This window comes from Streptomyces yerevanensis (assembly GCF_000716805.1).
GTDB classification, from domain to species: domain Bacteria; phylum Actinomycetota; class Actinomycetes; order Streptomycetales; family Streptomycetaceae; genus Streptomyces; species Streptomyces flaveus.
Genome location: NZ_JNWJ01000065.1, coordinates 36,528 through 52,039, shown reverse-complemented (window position 1 = coordinate 52,039; position 15,512 = coordinate 36,528). Strand labels below are relative to the sequence as shown.

The 15,512-nt window shown below is 68.7% G+C and carries 11 protein-coding genes; 4 read left to right on the top strand and 7 right to left on the bottom strand.

Going from position 1 to position 15,512, the window contains the following annotated elements; all coding sequences use genetic code 11:
* Positions 1 to 346: 346 nt before the first annotated feature.
* Positions 347 to 1,513, bottom strand: a complete 1,167-nt coding sequence (locus OP79_RS40800) for a PP2C family protein-serine/threonine phosphatase (RefSeq protein WP_033328023.1) — start codon at positions 1,511 to 1,513, stop codon at positions 347 to 349.
* A gap of 181 nt (positions 1,514 to 1,694) precedes the next feature.
* Between OP79_RS40800 and OP79_RS40795 the strand changes: the two genes are divergently transcribed.
* Positions 1,695 to 2,930: a GNAT family N-acetyltransferase gene (locus OP79_RS40795; protein ID WP_033328022.1), complete on the top strand. Its 1,236-nt coding sequence runs from the start codon at positions 1,695 to 1,697 to the stop codon at positions 2,928 to 2,930.
* A 6-nt stretch (positions 2,931 to 2,936) separates the two neighbouring features.
* Here OP79_RS40795 and OP79_RS40790 read toward each other — a convergent pair whose 3' ends face one another.
* Positions 2,937 to 3,746, bottom strand: a complete 810-nt coding sequence (locus tag OP79_RS40790; protein ID WP_033328020.1) for an Fpg/Nei family DNA glycosylase — start codon at positions 3,744 to 3,746, stop codon at positions 2,937 to 2,939.
* Positions 3,747 to 4,109: 363 nt separating this feature from the next.
* A complete protein-coding gene (locus OP79_RS40785) occupies positions 4,110 to 4,595 on the bottom strand; it encodes a ribose-5-phosphate isomerase (protein ID WP_033328018.1) in 486 nt (161 codons plus the stop codon).
* Positions 4,596 to 4,802: 207 nt separating this feature from the next.
* Between OP79_RS40785 and OP79_RS40780 the strand changes: the two genes are divergently transcribed.
* On the top strand, positions 4,803 to 6,272 hold the full coding sequence (locus tag OP79_RS40780; protein WP_033328017.1) for an amino acid permease: 1,470 nt from the start codon (positions 4,803 to 4,805) through the stop codon (positions 6,270 to 6,272).
* A 31-nt stretch (positions 6,273 to 6,303) separates the two neighbouring features.
* On the opposite strand, the gene OP79_RS40775 is transcribed toward OP79_RS40780, so the two are convergent.
* The 4 genes from OP79_RS40775 to OP79_RS40760 form a co-directional block, all read right to left on the bottom strand.
* Positions 6,304 to 7,383 (bottom strand): protein kinase domain-containing protein, encoded by a 1,080-nt coding sequence (locus tag OP79_RS40775; RefSeq protein ID WP_051745402.1) that lies wholly within the window; start codon positions 7,381 to 7,383, stop codon positions 6,304 to 6,306.
* A 120-nt stretch (positions 7,384 to 7,503) separates the two neighbouring features.
* On the bottom strand, positions 7,504 to 8,079 hold the full coding sequence (locus tag OP79_RS40770) for a biotin transporter BioY (RefSeq protein ID WP_033328016.1): 576 nt from the start codon (positions 8,077 to 8,079) through the stop codon (positions 7,504 to 7,506).
* 363 nt (positions 8,080 to 8,442) lie between these two features.
* Entirely contained in the window at positions 8,443 to 10,101 is a 1,659-nt protein-coding gene (locus tag OP79_RS40765; protein WP_078492334.1) for a glycine/sarcosine N-methyltransferase, read from the bottom strand.
* Between the two features lie 455 nt (positions 10,102 to 10,556).
* Positions 10,557 to 11,219: a DsbA family protein gene (locus OP79_RS40760; protein WP_033328014.1), complete on the bottom strand. Its 663-nt coding sequence runs from the start codon at positions 11,217 to 11,219 to the stop codon at positions 10,557 to 10,559.
* A gap of 184 nt (positions 11,220 to 11,403) precedes the next feature.
* Between OP79_RS40760 and pepN the strand changes: the two genes are divergently transcribed.
* Positions 11,404 to 13,980 carry an aminopeptidase N gene (gene pepN, locus OP79_RS40755; protein ID WP_033328013.1) on the top strand — a complete coding sequence of 859 codons (2,577 nt, stop codon included), beginning with the start codon at positions 11,404 to 11,406 and terminating at the stop codon, positions 13,978 to 13,980.
* Positions 13,981 to 14,283: 303 nt separating this feature from the next.
* Positions 14,284 to 15,372, top strand: a complete 1,089-nt coding sequence (locus tag OP79_RS40750) for a hypothetical protein (protein ID WP_033328011.1) — start codon at positions 14,284 to 14,286, stop codon at positions 15,370 to 15,372.
* Positions 15,373 to 15,512 lie beyond the last annotated feature (140 nt).

Sequence of the window (15,512 nt, the reverse complement as noted above, 5' to 3'; positions counted from 1 at the left end):
CCCGGGCCCCGGAAAGCCCGCACCCCGCGCAAGGCCGCGCAAGGCCGCGCAAGGCCGCGCCCTGAAAGCCTGCACCACAACGTGCCCGCAGATTCCCTCCGGCGGGAGGGGGCGTGGGCCGGTGCGTCGTATGCCCGTCGCTTAGCTCCGGTCTCGGAGGACCAGGGCCTTGTACCAGCTAAGGGCCGTATGCCCGCCCTGCGACGGGCTGACGCACCGGCCCACGACCCCGCACCCACCACCCACTCAGGGGCGCGGGGAACGGCGCGACCAACCACAACGAACCCGCACCCGCCAGTGAACCGAACCCACCCACCCGGTAGGCGCCCCGCCCAACCGCCGGAGGTCAACCGCCGGAGAGCTCCCGACAGATCAGCAGCAACGCCCTGTCATCGTTCACATCCCGCGCAACCGCCTCAATCAAATGCCACGCCGCCCCATGAAACCCCCCGGCCACATACCGGTCCGCCTCACCGGTAAGCCGGTCCATCCCCTCCGCGATGTCCCGGTCGGACGTCTCGACCAGGCCGTCCGTGAACAGCATCAGAACGTCGCCCGGACGCAACGTCCCCTTCACGGAGTCGAACTGGGCCCCGTCGTACACCCCGAGCAACGGCCCCTCCGCGGACTTCTCCTCCCAGCGCCCGCTGCCCGCGCTGAGCTGCAGCCCGGGAGGATGCCCGGCCGAGAAGAGCTCGTAGTCGCCGGAGTCCAGGTCCAGGACAAGGTGGATCGACGTGGCGAAGCCCTCGTCCCAGTCCTGCCGGAGCAGGTAACCGTTCGCCGCGGGCAGGAAGGCGTGCGGCGGCAGCGAGCCGAGCAGCCCCCCGAACGCCCCCGACAGAAGCAGCGCACGCGACCCGGCGTCCATGCCCTTGCCGGACACGTCCGTCAGTACGACCTCGAGCGTGCGCCCCCCGTTCGTACGGGCAGCCACCACGAAGTCCCCCGAGAACGACTGACCACCGGCCGGCCGCAAGGCCATCTCCCGATGCCAGCCCACCGGCAGCTTCGGCAACTTGCTCTGGACCCGGATGCGTTCCCGCAGGTCGAACAGCATGGTGCCGCCGCGTCTCCACGGAACCCCCACCCGGCTGCGGAACTGCGCGATCAACAGACCGAAGAAGCCGCAGGCGGCGACCACCAGCACGGTTCCCGGCGTCACCCGGGACGGCCCCTCCGTGTACGGGCCGAGTTTCACGGACTCGACGATCAGGGCGGTGGCGGCGGCCGCGTACAGGCCGAGCAGGCTGGCCGGCCGCAGCACCAGGCCGCCGGCGACGATCGGGAGGACCAGCGCGGCCGGCGAGAACCACACGGAGTTGACGAGTGTGGCGCCCGTGATCACGGGAATCGTCAGCAGCAGAGCGGCCAGCGCCACCCAGTCCGAACCGTCCCCGCGGAAGTAGTCGACAGCGGATCTGCGCAGCCCGGTGCGGACCCGGTGCAGTTGCTTCTTGCACCGGGCCGCAAACGTGTCGGCTTCCGCGCGCCGCTCTCGTCCTGCTGCCATTGTTCGGGACCCTATCCATCGGACCTGGTACTTGGCACGGGAGGTCCCACTTGTCCCCCGTCCGAGAACCGAAGTCACAGAAACGTCCGATCCCCGAGGATCGCATGCCGCGGTGGGCGGCCCGCCCCGAGCCGGCAGAAATCCACTCGCTGATCCCGGATTGCCCTGGTAGGCATGGCACATGACGACTGACTTGCGCGTGCTCCGGCCGGAAAAATGGGACGAGTGGTACGGAAAGCTGGTGCTCGCCTTCGGCGGAGTCGACGAGTCGCCCGAGGAGCGCGCCCTGTGGAACGGCCTCACGGAGTTCGACCGCTTCATCGGGGCCTGGGACGGCGACGTGTGCGTGGGAACGGCGGGTGCGTTCAGCTTCCGGATGACCGTTCCGGGCGGAACCCCGGTGAAGGCGGCCGGCATCACGATGGTGAGTGTCGCCGCGACGCACCGCCGCCGCGGGGTGCTGACGTCCATGATGCGCAGGCAGCTGGACGACATCCGCTCCTGGGGCGAGCCGCTGGCCGTACTGACCGCCTCCGAGCCGGTGATATACGGCCGCTTCGGCTACGGCGCGGCGACCCAGCAGCTGCGCGCGGAGATCGACACGTCCCGGGTACGGCTGTCGGTGCCTGCGGGCACCGACGACATACGACTCCGCCTCGCCGAACCTGATGCGGACGCCGTACGCGATGCGTGTGAGGCCGTCTACGCACAGCGGGTACCGACCCGGCCCGGGATGATGGCGCGGCTGCCCGGCTGGGAGCATCTGCCGTTGCTCGACCCGGAGAGCGACCGGAAGGGCGCATCGCCGTTGCAGTGCGTGCTCGCCGAGCGGGAGGGGGAAGTGGTCGGCTACGTCCGGTACTCCATCAAGCCGGAGTGGGACGCGGCCGGGCCCAAGGGCACGGTCGAGCTGCGCGACCTGGAGGCGCTGGACCCGGCTGCGTACGCGGCGCTGTGGCGGTTCCTCTTCGACATCGACCTGACGTCGACGGTGAAGACCTACAACCGGCCCGTCGACGACGCCTGGCAGCACCTCGTCTCCGACATCCGGCGGTGCGGGCTCAGCATGCGCGACTCGCTGTACGTACGGACCGTCGACGTCGGCGCGGCGCTCGAGGCGCGTACGTATCAGACGCCCGTGGACGTCGTGTTCGAGGTCGAGGACGCCTTCTGCCCCTGGAACGAGGGGCGTTGGCGGCTCTCCGGGGACGCGAAGGGTGCGTCCTGCGAGCGGACCACCGACTCGGCCGATCTCGCCCTGTCCGTACGGGAGTTGGGGGCTGCCTACCTCGGTGGCGTGTCCCTTGCCTCACTCGCCGCGGCCGGGCGGGTACGGGAGCTGCGCCAGGGCGCGCTCGCGGAGGCCTCGCTCGGCTTCTCCTCCGTCGTCGCACCCTGGCTGCCGCACGGCTTCTGAGCGGTTTCAGGCCTTCTGGCAGGTGGGGCACCAGAAGAGGTTGCGGGCGGCGAGACCGGCGGTGCGGATCTCGCCGCCACAGATGTGGCAGGGCAGGTCGGCCCTGCGATACACGTAGACCTCGCCGCCGTGGTCGTCCCTGCGCGGCGCGCGGCCCATGGCCTCCGGCTCGTGTTCCGGGCGGACCGTGTCGATGCGGTTGTTGCGGACGCCCTGGCGCATGAGCGCGACGAGATCCGTCCACATCGCGTCCCACTCGGCCGGAGTGATGTCCTTGCCCGGCCGGTACGGGTCGATGCCGTGCCGGAAGAGGACTTCCGCGCGGTAGACGTTCCCTACGCCTGCGATGACCTTCTGGTCCATGAGGAGTGCGGCGATCGTCGTACGGCTGCGGGAGATGCGTGCGTACGCCTGGGCCGGCTCGGCGTCCTCGCGCAGCGGGTCCGGACCCAGGCGGCCGTGGATCGCCTGCTTCTCCGTGTCCGTGATCAGGGTGCACGTGGTGGGACCGCGGAGGTCTACGTACGCGGTGTCGTTGGTGAGGCGGAGGCGGACGGTTTCGGTGGGCGGGGGCGCGGGGGTGTCGCCGAAGGTGACCTTGCCGAAGAGGCCGAGGTGGATATGGGTCCAGTTCTCGGTCTCGAACCGTAGGAAGAGGTGCTTGCCGTGGGCTTCCGCGGTGGTGAACGTTGTCCCGTCCAGGAGGGCTGCGGCGTCGGCGAACTTGCCCTGCGGGCTGGTGACGCGTGCCTTCCTGCCACCGAACCGTCCGAGGTAGTCCTCGGCCAGCCGGTGGATGGTGTGCCCTTCGGGCACGGGGGCCTCCTGTGCGTGTTCGTGCTGCGGTCCGAGCGGGGATTCTTTCCCCAGCCCCGCCCCTTCCCGAAACTGGGGGCTCCGCCCCCAGACCCCCATCGGCCTGAACGGCCTCGTCCTCAAACGCCGGACGGGCTGACTTGTGCCTGGCCTGCGCTGAATAGCTGACCTGGCCCCTCAGGGGCGCGGGGCTGTGTCAATTTGCGGCTCCGCCGCGTGGGCGCGACCAGCCACGACGCACCGGCAGCCGCGACACGACTGTCACCCCCACCTCCTGGCGGGGGCCTGGGCGCGGCCCCCCACGCGGCGGAGCCGCAAATTGATACAGCCGGGAAGGGGCGGGGCTGGGGAAGAAGAAAACCCCTACCCCCGCGGGTGGTGCGCCGGAATCTCCGGCAGATCCCCCGTCGTCTCGTACGCCGACAGCATGTCGATACGGCGGAGGTGACGGGCATCGCCCGAGAACGGCGTGTTGAGGAACGTCTCGACGAACTTGGTCGCCTCGTCCTGTGTATGCATCCGCGCCCCGACAGCAACAACGTTCGCATCGTTGTGCTGACGCCCCAGCGCCGCCGTCTCCTCGCTCCAGGCGAGCGCCGCCCGAACCCCGGCCACCTTGTTCGCCGCGATCTGCTCGCCGTTCCCCGAGCCGCCGATCACGATGCCGAGGGACCCGGGATCCGCCGCGGTGCGCGAGGCCGCGCGGAGGCAGAACGGCGGGTAGTCGTCCTGGGCGTCGTAGATGAGGGGCCCGCAGTCGACGGGCTCGTGGCCGGCCGCCTTGAGCCACTCGACGAGGTGGTTCTTGAGTTCGAAACCGGCATGATCGGAGCCGAGGTACACGCGCATGGTCCGAGTGTGACACGCCTGTTTCGGACCGGCCGCGCCGGGTCGAGCCGCGGAAACCCGCCGGGTCCCCTGTCCGAAAAACGCGAGCAACATTACACATCCTCAAGAAAACCTCAAGTAACGATCTGAAATCAAAGGTTCAAGAATCAATTCACCTGGGATTCACTGGACCGGATTGTTCACCTCCGGTGCAAAGGAATCCGCCCCATGACCTCGCAGCCGACCCTGACGAAGGCCGGAACCGGCCCCGGAGGCACCGGAGAACCCGGCGACGGCCTCCAGGCCGGACTCAAGAACCGTCACCTCTCGATGATTGCGATCGGCGGAGTCATCGGCGCCGGCCTGTTCGTCGGTTCGAGCTCCGGCATCGCCACCGCGGGCCCCGGCATCCTCCTGTCGTACGCCCTCGTCGGCACGATGGTCGTCCTCGTGATGCGGATGCTCGGCGAAATGTCCGCCGCCAACCCGACCTCGGGTTCCTTCTCCGCTCACGCGGACCGCGCGCTCGGCCGCTGGGCCGGGTTCTCGATCGGCTGGCTCTACTGGTTCTTCTGGGTCGTCGTACTGGCGATCGAGGCGACTGCCGGTGCGGTGATTCTGGAGAGCTGGGTCCCGGCCGTCCCGCAGTGGGGCTGGGCCCTCATCGTGATGGTCGTGCTCACCGCGACGAACCTCGGCTCCGTCGGCTCGTACGGTGAGTTCGAGTTCTGGTTCGCCGGCATCAAGGTCGTCGCGATCGGCGCGTTCATCGTCATCGGCGGGCTCGCGGTCTTCGGTGTACTGCCGGGCGTCGACAGCGACAGTGCCGGGCTCGGCAACCTGACCGACCACGGCGGCTTCCTCCCCAACGGCCCCGGCGCGATCCTCACCGGCATCCTGCTCGTCGTCTTCTCCTTCATGGGCAGCGAGATCGCCACCCTCGCGGCGGGCGAGTCGGAGGACCCGCAGCGCGCGGTGACCAAGTCCACCAACAGCGTCATCTGGCGAATCGGCGTCTTCTACCTCGGCTCGATCTTCGTCGTCGTCACGCTGCTCCCCTGGGACTCCGAGGCGATCCAGAAGGACGGCTCGTACGTCGCCGCCCTGGACTCACTCGGCATCGCGAACGCCGGCGAGATCATGAAGTTCATCGTGCTGACGTCCGTACTGTCCTGCCTCAACTCCGGCCTCTACACGGCCTCCCGCATGGCGTTCTCGCTCGGCCGGCGCGGTGACGCGCCGAAGGCCTTCGGTCGCACCAACAACCGCGGGGTCCCGATGACGGCGATCCTCGCGTCGGTCGTCTTCGGCTTCGTCGCGGTGTTCTTCAACTACGAGTTCCCCGACTCGGTCTTCCTCTTCCTGGTCAACTCCTCCGGCGCCGTGGCCCTGTTCGTCTGGCTGGTGATCTGCGCCTCGCAGTTGCGTATGCGGAAGATCATCGAGCGTGAGACGCCGGAGAAGCTGGTCGTACGGATGTGGCTGTACCCGTATCTGACGTACGCGACGATGGCCCTGATCGTGTTCGTCCTCGGCTACATGCTCACCGACACCGAGCACGACGGCCGCCAGACGGTGCTGCTTTCGCTTCTGGTGGCGGCGGTCGTCGTCGGTATCGCGCTGGTGCTGGAGAAGGTACGGCGCGGGAAAGTCGCGCAGACCGCTGAGACCCAGACTCAGGAGGACGCCGGGGTCTGATTCCGCTCTCGTACGCGACGCCTCCGCGGCCTCACCGCGGGGGCGTCGTCGTGTTCGGTGACTCCGGGCGCGAGGTGCCCGCCACCGTCGGCGGCGGGCTGGTGTCGGGCAGCTTCGTCTCACCGCCGGGACGGATCGCGGTGATGATCATGACGATGCCCACGGCGGCGGCGACCACCAGGACGAGGACGGTGAGCAGACGCGGGAGCCACTCGGGACTCTCGCTCTCCTCGGTCTCCCGCTCGCTCTCGGCGGGGAGTTCGCGCACCGCCGGTGCGGGCGCAGGCGCGAGCGCGGGTACGGCCACCGGCGTCGCGAGCACCCGGTGCAGGAACCGCGCCACCTCCCCCACATCGGGCCGCGCCGCCGGATCCCGGGCCAGCAGCCTCCGCAGCAGCGGAGTCAACGGCTCGCCCTCAGGCGGCAGTCGGGGCTCCTCGTACATCACCGCGGCCAGTGTGGCGAGCGTCCCGGCACGCTCGAACGGGGAGTGCCCGGTCAGGGCGGCGCAGAGCGTGGCGCCGAGGGACCACAGGTCGGAGTGCGGGCCCTGTGGGCGGCCGGAGATACGTTCCGGCGGGATGTACTCCGGGGAGCCGACGATGACTCCGGCCTGCGTCAGCCCCTGGGCGTCCTGGAGAGCGGCGATCCCGAAGTCGGTGAGAACGACCCTGTCTCCCGGCCCCAGCAGGACGTTGCCGGGCTTGATGTCACGGTGCAGCACTCCGGCCGCGTGCACCCGACGCAGCGCCTCGGCGAGCGCGAGACCGATCCTGGCTGTCTCGCGTACATCGAGAGGGCCGTGTTCGACGACGGTCCGGGCCAGCGAGGGTGCCTCGACCAGTTCCATGACGATCCAGAGCCGGTCGTCCTCCTCGGCCACGTCGTAGACCCGTACGACATTGGGGTGGTCGATACGGGCACTCGCGCGGGCCTCGCGCAGCGCGCGCTCGCGTCGGACCTCGAGTTCCTCACTGCTGGCGACGTCGAGCCGTAGCTCCTTCACCGCGACCGGACGGTCGAGCAGTTCGTCGGTCGCGCGCCAGACTCGGCCCATGCCGCCCTGCCCGATGGGTTCGAGGAGCCGGTACCGGTCCACGACACGCAACATGCAGGTACACCCCCCAACCTCCTTCCATGACAACACAATTCGGGGCAATGGCACCAGACCGGAAATCAAGCAGCCCCCGCACCCATGACGGGCGCGGGGGCTGGAACTGCGACGTCACTCTTACCGGTTCACGAGCTTCCAGGCGGTGGGCAGCAGGCCCATCGCCAGGGCTGCCTTGAGGGCGTCGCCGATGAGGAAGGGCGTGAAGCCGGCGGCAACGGCCTCCGTGGGGCTCAAGAACGTGGCGGCTGAGAGGTAGGGGACGCCGATCGCGTAGATGACGGCCGAACCGAGCAGCATCGTGCCGGCCATGCGCAACACCGAGCGGTCGGCGCCGCGGCGGGCCAGGGCGCCGACGAGTGCGGCCGCCAGCATCATGCCGATGATGTAACCGAAGGTCGGGGAGACGCCGTGGCTGCCCTCCGCGAACCACGGGACACCGGCCAGTCCGACGAGCGCATACAGGGCGAGCGAGAGGAAGCCGCGCCCTGCGCCGAGCGCGGTGCCGACGAGGAGAGCCGCGAAGGTCTGCCCGGTCACCGGCACCGGCGAGCCCGGCACGGGCACGGCGATCTGGGCGGCGATCCCGGTGAGCGCGGCACCGCCGGCCACGAGCGCGATGTCGCGGACGCGTGACGCGGGGAGCAGGTCGGCGAGGACCTTGCCCGGGAGGGCGGTGGCGGCAGCGGTGCTCATGGGGACTCCGGCGGTGTGCGAGCGGACGGTTCGGGATACCGCGACGCTACCTCAGGGCCCTTGACCCGATCACCGGCAGTGCTCGACAAACCACGGATCGCGGGCTTGGTGCGCTCCATACAAAGAGCGGTGGATACACCCGGATCGACGTGACCCTGGTCACTGAGGTACAGCCGCTTTCCCCACAAGGGCAGGACCGACGGGAACTGTCGGATCCTGCCAATGCCCTCAGGGAGAGAGTGGCAAAACATCCGTACGGGACTGAAGAAGGCTCCCGCGAGGACGTGACTCGCGGGGGCCTTCCTTGCGCCTCATACCTGGCAGGTGACTCAGTCGTCGGCCGCGCTCAGTCGTCGGCCGCGCTCAGTCGTCGGCGTCCAGCCTGAAGTGGAAGACGCCCCAGGTGAGATGCCCTTCCCTTCCACCGTCGACCCAGTGGCCGAGCCCTTTCTTCATCTGGGCCAGGTAGTCGTGGCTGATCTTTCTGGCCAGGCCTTCGGCCTCTTGGCGTCCGGTCTCCTCGAGGACCCGCGTGTAGTGGTTCACCAACTGTTCGCGGTGTTCTTCGAAGCCACCGTCGACGGCGGTGAATCCGAGCCGGTTCAGCTCGCGTGTGTAGAAGGCGGGCGAGCCCATGTCGTCCAGATGGATCCGGTCGAGAATCGGCTGCAGCACGTCGGTCGAGCCGCCGTCCGCCGCGGCCATCGGGTCGGTGAAGATGAGCCGGCCGCCGGGCCGCAGCACCCGCGCGATCTCCTCGAGAACCTGGACGCGGTTCCCGCTGTGCAGGAAGGCGTCCTGGGACCAGACGACATCGACCTGGTCGTCCGGGTACGGGATGTCCTCGAAGGACCCGTCCACGACCTCGATCCTGTCGGTGAGCGCGCGCGCCGAGTTCAGCTCCTTGTGGCGCTGGTTCTCCACCTCACTGAGATTGAGGGCGAGAACCCGGCAGCCGTACGTCTCGGCCAGGTACCGTGCCGAGCCGCCGTATCCGGAGCCGAGGTCGAGCACTATGGAGTCCCGGGTCAGTTCCAGCTTCGAGGCCATCCGCTCGACGGTGCGCCTGCTGGCGTCCGCGATGGGCTCCACGGGGCTTTCGTAGAGGCCGATGTGGATGTCCTCGCCACCCCACACCGTGGCGTAGAAGGTGTCGGCGTCGGGCGAGTTGTAGTAGCTGCGGGCGGTGCTGACCGCGCCCGTGTACCGCCCCTCGTGCTGGTCGTCCATCCGGTACTCCTTCTCCGCCACATGCACGAAGAAGTCCGGCTCGTCACTGCGGTAGGTGTGCTGGAAGTCGCCGTAGGTCTCGATGTGCTGGAAACCCACCTCGGACATCAGCCGACGGGTGTAGTCCTTGCGCAGCGGGAACATGTTGAGGTGGTACGTGGAGTCGTCCGGGAAGTGGTACCGCATGCGGCACAGGCCCTCGTCGACGTACTCCGGCTCCACGGTGACATCGTCACCGCAGTAGTAGTACGTGTGCTTGCTCGTGTACCCGTCGTCCAGGATCGCGTCGTAATTGCGCTGGTCCAGGACGAGAATTCCGTCGTGCTTGAGCATCGCGTAGAACTCGGCGAGCGCCTTGCGACGGTCTCGCTCCGAGAAGATGTGCGTGAAGGAGTTGCCGAGGCAGACGATGGCGTCGTACTCCCCGTGGACGTCTCTGTTGAGCCACCGCCAGTCCGCCTGAACGACCCGCAGGATGTGCCCGCCCTGCTTGGTGCCGTTCTCGAAGGCCATCGCCAGCATGTCCGCGCTGCCGTCCGCGCTGACGGTGTCGAATCCGGCGGCCAGCAGCCGTACGGAGTGGAATCCCGTGCCCGTCGCGACGTCGAGCACACTCTTCACGCCCCACTTGCGCAGCAGGTCGATGAAGAAGTTTCCTTCGCTTTCCGCCCGTTTCTCCCAGTCGATGAGCGAGTCCCATTTCTCGACAAAGCTGGGAACGTATTCCTCCGTGTAGTGACCGGTTTCGCGTACTTCGACAGGATTGTCGCCGAACTTCTGAGCCGGTTGCACGATGATGGGGAACTCCTTCAGTCATCGGGAGTCATGCTCAGCAGATCGCTATCCGATGTCGTGGACCTCATGCCTCCAAAGTTCGTATACGACGGCGGAGTTGACGCGGATAGCGACCCTGGTCAGCGGCTTTCCCGCCTCAAGATTCTTTGGAGCGGCATGGGTTTGCCGAGGTTGCAGACACCTCACACACAGGGCATTCACGGGCGTTTCACCTCTCCGACGACAGCCAGCCAGCCACGGCGGAAAATCGCTCCAGAGCCACCCCACCCAGCCTCCATCAGACAGGCCGGGCCGGACGCTCCGACCGCTTCGGAGACGCCGTGCCCATGGGACGGTGGACCATCGACACCAGTAGGTTTCCCCAGTACCGGTAGTCCCACCGCCGTGTGGTGCGGTGTGGGCGGGGTGACAGGGAGAGCCCTCTGGGAGAGTCCCCAACCCCGCCCATCCCCTCAGAGGTTCGAGAAGTCCGGGCCCGCCGTGCGCGTCCGCTTGATCTCGTAGAAGCCCGGGACCGAGGCGACCAGCAGTGTGCCGTCCCAGAGCTTGGCGGCATCCTCGCCCTTGGGGGCGGGGGTGACGACCGGGCCGAAGAAGGCGATCTGTTCGCCGTCGGAGCCGGGGACGGCGATGACCGGAGTGCCGACCTCCTGGCCGACCTTGTCGATGCCCTCCTTGTGGGAGGCGCGCAGCTCGGCGTCGAACTCGAAGTCCTCCTGGTCCGCGTACTCGATCAGGTCGGCGGGCAGGCCGACGTCGGCGAGGGCGCCGGTGATCGCCTCGATGGTCGGGCCCTCATCGTTGTTGTGGATGCGGGTGCCGAGCGCGGCGTAGAGCGGGCCGAGGACGTCCGCGCCGTGCTTCTGCCAGGCCGCGGTCACCACGCGCACCGGCTTCCAGGCCTTGGTCGCGAGCATCTCCCGGTACTCCTCGGGCAGCTGGTCGATCTTGTCCTCGTTCAGCACCGCGAGGCTCATGATGTGCCAGCGGACCTCGATGTCGCGGACCTTTTCCACTTCCAGGACCCAGCGCGAGGTCATCCACGCCCAGGGGCACAGCGGATCGAACCAGAAGTCGACGGGGGTCTTGGCGGAGCTCGTTGCGGCCTCGGACATGGTTCTCCTCGTAAGAACGCGGTCAGCACATGCGGCAGACAGGGCTGTCTTCGCAGACAGAAGGGGCTGTCATTGAACCCGCAACCACTCTTTTCCGCGCCCTATTCCCTGCTGCCCGCAACCAGGCCGCATGGCAGGATCGGCTCTGTCCACATGCTGAACGCCACCCGAGGGAGTACCGCCCGTGCCCGGTGAGAATCTGTCCCGCGACGAGGCCCGCGAGCGGGCCGCCCTGCTGTCCGTCGACGGGTACGAGGTGTCGCTCGACCTGCGCTCTGCCGTGGGCGACACGGACGCCGAGCCGCGGACGTTCCGTTCGGTGACGACGATCCGCTTCCGCTGCGCCGAGCCGGGCGCCACGAGCTTCGCGGACCTGATCGCCCCGAGCGTCACCGCCGTCTCCCTCAATGGCAAGGACCTGGACCCGGGCGCAGTCTTCGACGGCTCCCGCATCCTCCTGGAGGACCTCGGCGACGACAACGAACTGATCGTCGACGCCCAGTGCGCCTACAGCCGCACCGGCGAGGGCCTGCACCGCTTCGTCGACCCGGAGGACGGCGAGGTCTACCTCTACACGCAGTACGAACCGGCCGACTCCCGCCGCGTCTTCGCGAACTTCGAGCAGCCGGACCTCAAGGCCCCCTTCCGGTTCGAGGTGCGGGCCCCCGAGGGCTGGGTCGCGTGGAGCAACGGCCTGGGTGAACTGCACGACGGGGTATGGCAGTTCGCCGAGACGAAGCCGATCTCGACGTACATCACGGCGATCGTCGCGGGCCCGTACCACTATGTGACGGACCACTACTCCCGCACCTTCGACGACGGTACGACGCTGGAGATTCCCCTCGGCGCCATGTGCCGCAAGGGCCTCGCCAGGCACTTCGACTCCGACGATGTGTTCCTGGTGACCAAGCAGGGTCTTGACTTCTTCCACGACCACTTCGACTACCCGTACCCGTTCGGGAAGTACGACCAGGCGTTCGTGCCGGAGTACAACCTCGGCGCGATGGAGAACCCGGGCTGTGTGACGTTCCGCGAGGAGTTCATCTTCCGCGGCAAGGTGACACAGGCGTCGTACGAGCGGCGGGCGAACGTCATCCTGCACGAGATGGCGCACATGTGGTTCGGCGACCTGGTCACCATGGAGTGGTGGGACGACCTGTGGCTCAAGGAGTCCTTCGCGGACTTCATGGGCTCCTTCTCCATGGTGGAGGCGACCCGCTTCACCAACGGCTGGATCACCTTCGCCAACAACCGCAAGTCATGGGCGTACCGCGCCGACCAGTTGCCCTCCACGCACCCGATCACGGCCGACATCCGTGACCTGCAGGACGCCAAGCTGAACTTCGACGGGATCACATACGCCAAGGGAGCGTCCGTCCTCAAGCAGTTGGTGGCGTACGTCGGGCGGGACGCCTTCCTCGAGGGCTCGCGGCGCTACTTCAAGCGGAACGCGTACGGGAACACGCGGCTCGGGGATCTGTTGTCGGTCCTGGAGGAGACGAGTGGGCGTGACATGGTCGCCTGGTCGCGGGCCTGGCTGCAGACCGCCGGGGTCAACTCCCTCACGCCGCAGGTGCTGTTGGGTTCCGAGGGGCGGATCGACGAACTCGCGATCCTCCAGGAGGCCGCTGAGTCGCACCCCGAACTGCGGCCGCACCGGGTGGCGGTGGGCCTGTACCGGCGGACTTCCGAGGGTGCGCTGGAGCGGTACGCGCGGGCGGAGGTGGACGTCGACGGGCCGCGTACGGTCGTGGCGGAGCTGGCCGGGGCCGAGGCTCCCGAGCTGGTGCTGGTGAACGACGACGACCTGACGTACTGCAAGATCCGTTTCGACGAGGGCTCGCTGGCGACGCTGCGGGAGCGGCTCGGTGAGATGAGCGATCCGCTGGCGCGTGCGCTGTGCTGGTCCGCGCTGTGGAATCTGACGCGCGATGCCCTGATGCCGGCCCGGGACTTCATCGACCTCGTCCTGCGCTTCGCGGGCCGCGAGTCCGACATCGGTGTGCTCCAGATGCTGCACGCGTGGGCGAACTCCGCGCTCACGCACTACGCGACGCCCGAATGGCGGGACACCGGCGGGCAGTTGCTCGCGGAGGGTGCGCTGCGGGAACTGCGGCAGGCCGAGCCGGGCAGCCAGCATCAGCTGACGTGGGCGCGGTTCTTCGCGGCGGTCGCCTCGAGCGAGACCGAACTGGGGCTGTTGCGGGACCTGTGGGAGGGGACCGCCAAGATCGACGGGCTGGAGGTGGACCAGGAGCTGCGCTGGGCGTTCCTGGAACCGCTCGCCTCGCACGGCGTCGCCGACGAGGCCGTGCTCGCCGCCGAGCTCGCCCGCGACAACACGGCCTCCGGGAAGCGGCACCAGGTCCGCTGCCTCGCCGCCCGGCCCTCCGGGGCGGTCAAGGCGCAGGCGTGGGCGGCGGTTGTCGAGTCGGACTCGCTGTCCAACGCGCTGGTCGAGGCGACGATCGCGGGCTTCGCCCAGCCGTCGCAGCGGGCGCTCGGCGCTCCGTATGTCGCGAAGTACTTCGAGGTGATCGAGCGAGTGTGGGAGGAGCGGTCCATCCAGATCGCCATGCATGTGGTCAGGGGGCTGTTCCCGTCGTTGCAGGACTCGCAGGAGACGCTGTCCGCGACGGATGCGTGGCTCTCCGAGCATGAGGGGGTGGCTCCTGCGCTGCGGCGGCTTGTGTTGGAGGCGCGGGATGACTTGGCGCGGGGATTGCGGGCGCAGGCTTGTGACTTGGCTGCTGCCGGGTAGGGGGCTCGCCCCAGGGGCGGGTGGGTTGCTGCGGTGTTGCGACCGCGGGTTGTGTGTGGCTGGTCGCGCAGTTCCCCGCGCCCCTAAGGGGCGCATGACCGGGCGTAGCGCTGACAGCGCGGCGTCAACAAGCGTTGCCGGGCATAACAGTTACCGAATGCTGGTAATCGGAGCCGTAACCCCCATACGGACCAGGGGGTTTCGGCTGTCGAACGCTTGCACTTTAGGGCTGGCCTGTCCGGGTTTGTCGACGGGGACGTAACAGCGGTTAGAGGGCCGGGCGGGTGCGGGAGATTCGGGGGCATGAACCACAACACCCCTCTCTCCCCCCGCCCCCTGAGCCACCTGTCCGACGCCCAGCCGCGCGTGCTGAGCACCGCGCAGCTGCGGGCGCACGGCGTGGCCAATGCCGAGATCAACCAGCAGTGCCGGCCGGGCGGAGCCTGGCAGCAGTTCCTGCCCGGCGTCTGTCTGCTGCACCCCGGCCCACCCACCAGTGAGGAGCGGCTGCACGCGGTCCTGATGTACGCGGCCCGCTCATCGTTGCGTGAACCGGCGCCGAGAGGCCAGGGCATCCCTGCCCAGCCGGCCGCGACGGAGCCCGGCGCGCAGGAACCGCCCACACCGCAGCGTTACCCCGACGCGATGATCACCGGCCTCGCCGCCCTCGCCCTGTACGGCTTCTCGTCCGCGCCCTCGCTGCTGTCCCTTGACCGCATCGACGTCCTCGTACCGCGTCTGCGCCGGCTCCGCTCGACGGGCTGTGCGCGCATCGTCCGCACGCCCGCGCTGCCGAGGCCCGAGCAGGTCACCGGCCTCCCGGTGGCCCCCGTACCGCGCGCGCTGGCCGACGCCGTCGCCGAGCTCTCGGAGGCGGGCATCGTACGCCGTCTGCTCACCGAGGCGGTACGCGGCGGTCATTGCGAACCGGCCGCCGTCGTACGGGAGTTGACGCAGGCCCGGCTGCTGAACCGGCCGCACGTCGTGGACGCCGTCGACACCCTGCTCGCCGAGGGCCGGGCCATCGCGGAGGACCACCTGTACCGCATGGTCCGCGAACACGGCCTGCCCGACCCGGTCTGGAACGTGGACCTGCGCCTGCCCGGCGGCCCGCACCTGGGCGGCCTCGACGCGTACTGGCCCGAACAGGCCGTGGCCCTCGAACTGGACACCCGGGCACCCCGCCAAGGTCCTTGGCAGGACGACGACGCGCTGTGGTCGGAGTACGCCCGCAAACGCGAACACCTGGAACGGCTCGGCATCACGGTCATCCACGTAACCCCGCGGAAGCTGCGCGATGCGATGGAGCAGCAGGCGGCCGTCGTACGCACCGCACTCATGGCGGCGTGCGACCGCGATCCGGCGGCGTATGTGGTGGTGCTGCCGCGGTAGGAGGGGAGAGGAGGGGGCGGGCCGGGCAACTGGTGGCCCACCCCCTCTTCGTACGCTCACTCGGTCGTGGACGCCGTACGCAAGACGGATTCCGGTCAGCGGCCGGCGCCGAGCCGGAGCAGGGGACGTCTGGAGAGGCA

What these genes read in the sequence shown, in the direction of transcription:
- OP79_RS40750 (WP_033328011.1), top strand. Translation starts at nt 14,284, where the DNA reads ATGAACCACAACACCCCTCTCTCCCCCCGCCCCCTGAGCCACCTGTCC.
- OP79_RS40760 (WP_033328014.1), bottom strand. Translation starts at nt 11,219, where the DNA reads ATGTCCGAGGCCGCAACGAGCTCCGCCAAGACCCCCGTCGACTTCTGG.
- OP79_RS40795 (WP_033328022.1), top strand. Translation starts at nt 1,695, where the DNA reads ATGACGACTGACTTGCGCGTGCTCCGGCCGGAAAAATGGGACGAGTGG.
- OP79_RS40785 (WP_033328018.1), bottom strand. Translation starts at nt 4,595, where the DNA reads ATGCGCGTGTACCTCGGCTCCGATCATGCCGGTTTCGAACTCAAGAAC.
- OP79_RS40800 (WP_033328023.1), bottom strand. Translation starts at nt 1,513, where the DNA reads ATGGCAGCAGGACGAGAGCGGCGCGCGGAAGCCGACACGTTTGCGGCC.
- OP79_RS40775 (WP_051745402.1), bottom strand. Translation starts at nt 7,383, where the DNA reads ATGTTGCGTGTCGTGGACCGGTACCGGCTCCTCGAACCCATCGGGCAG.
- OP79_RS40780 (WP_033328017.1), top strand. Translation starts at nt 4,803, where the DNA reads ATGACCTCGCAGCCGACCCTGACGAAGGCCGGAACCGGCCCCGGAGGC.
- OP79_RS40770 (WP_033328016.1), bottom strand. Translation starts at nt 8,079, where the DNA reads ATGAGCACCGCTGCCGCCACCGCCCTCCCGGGCAAGGTCCTCGCCGAC.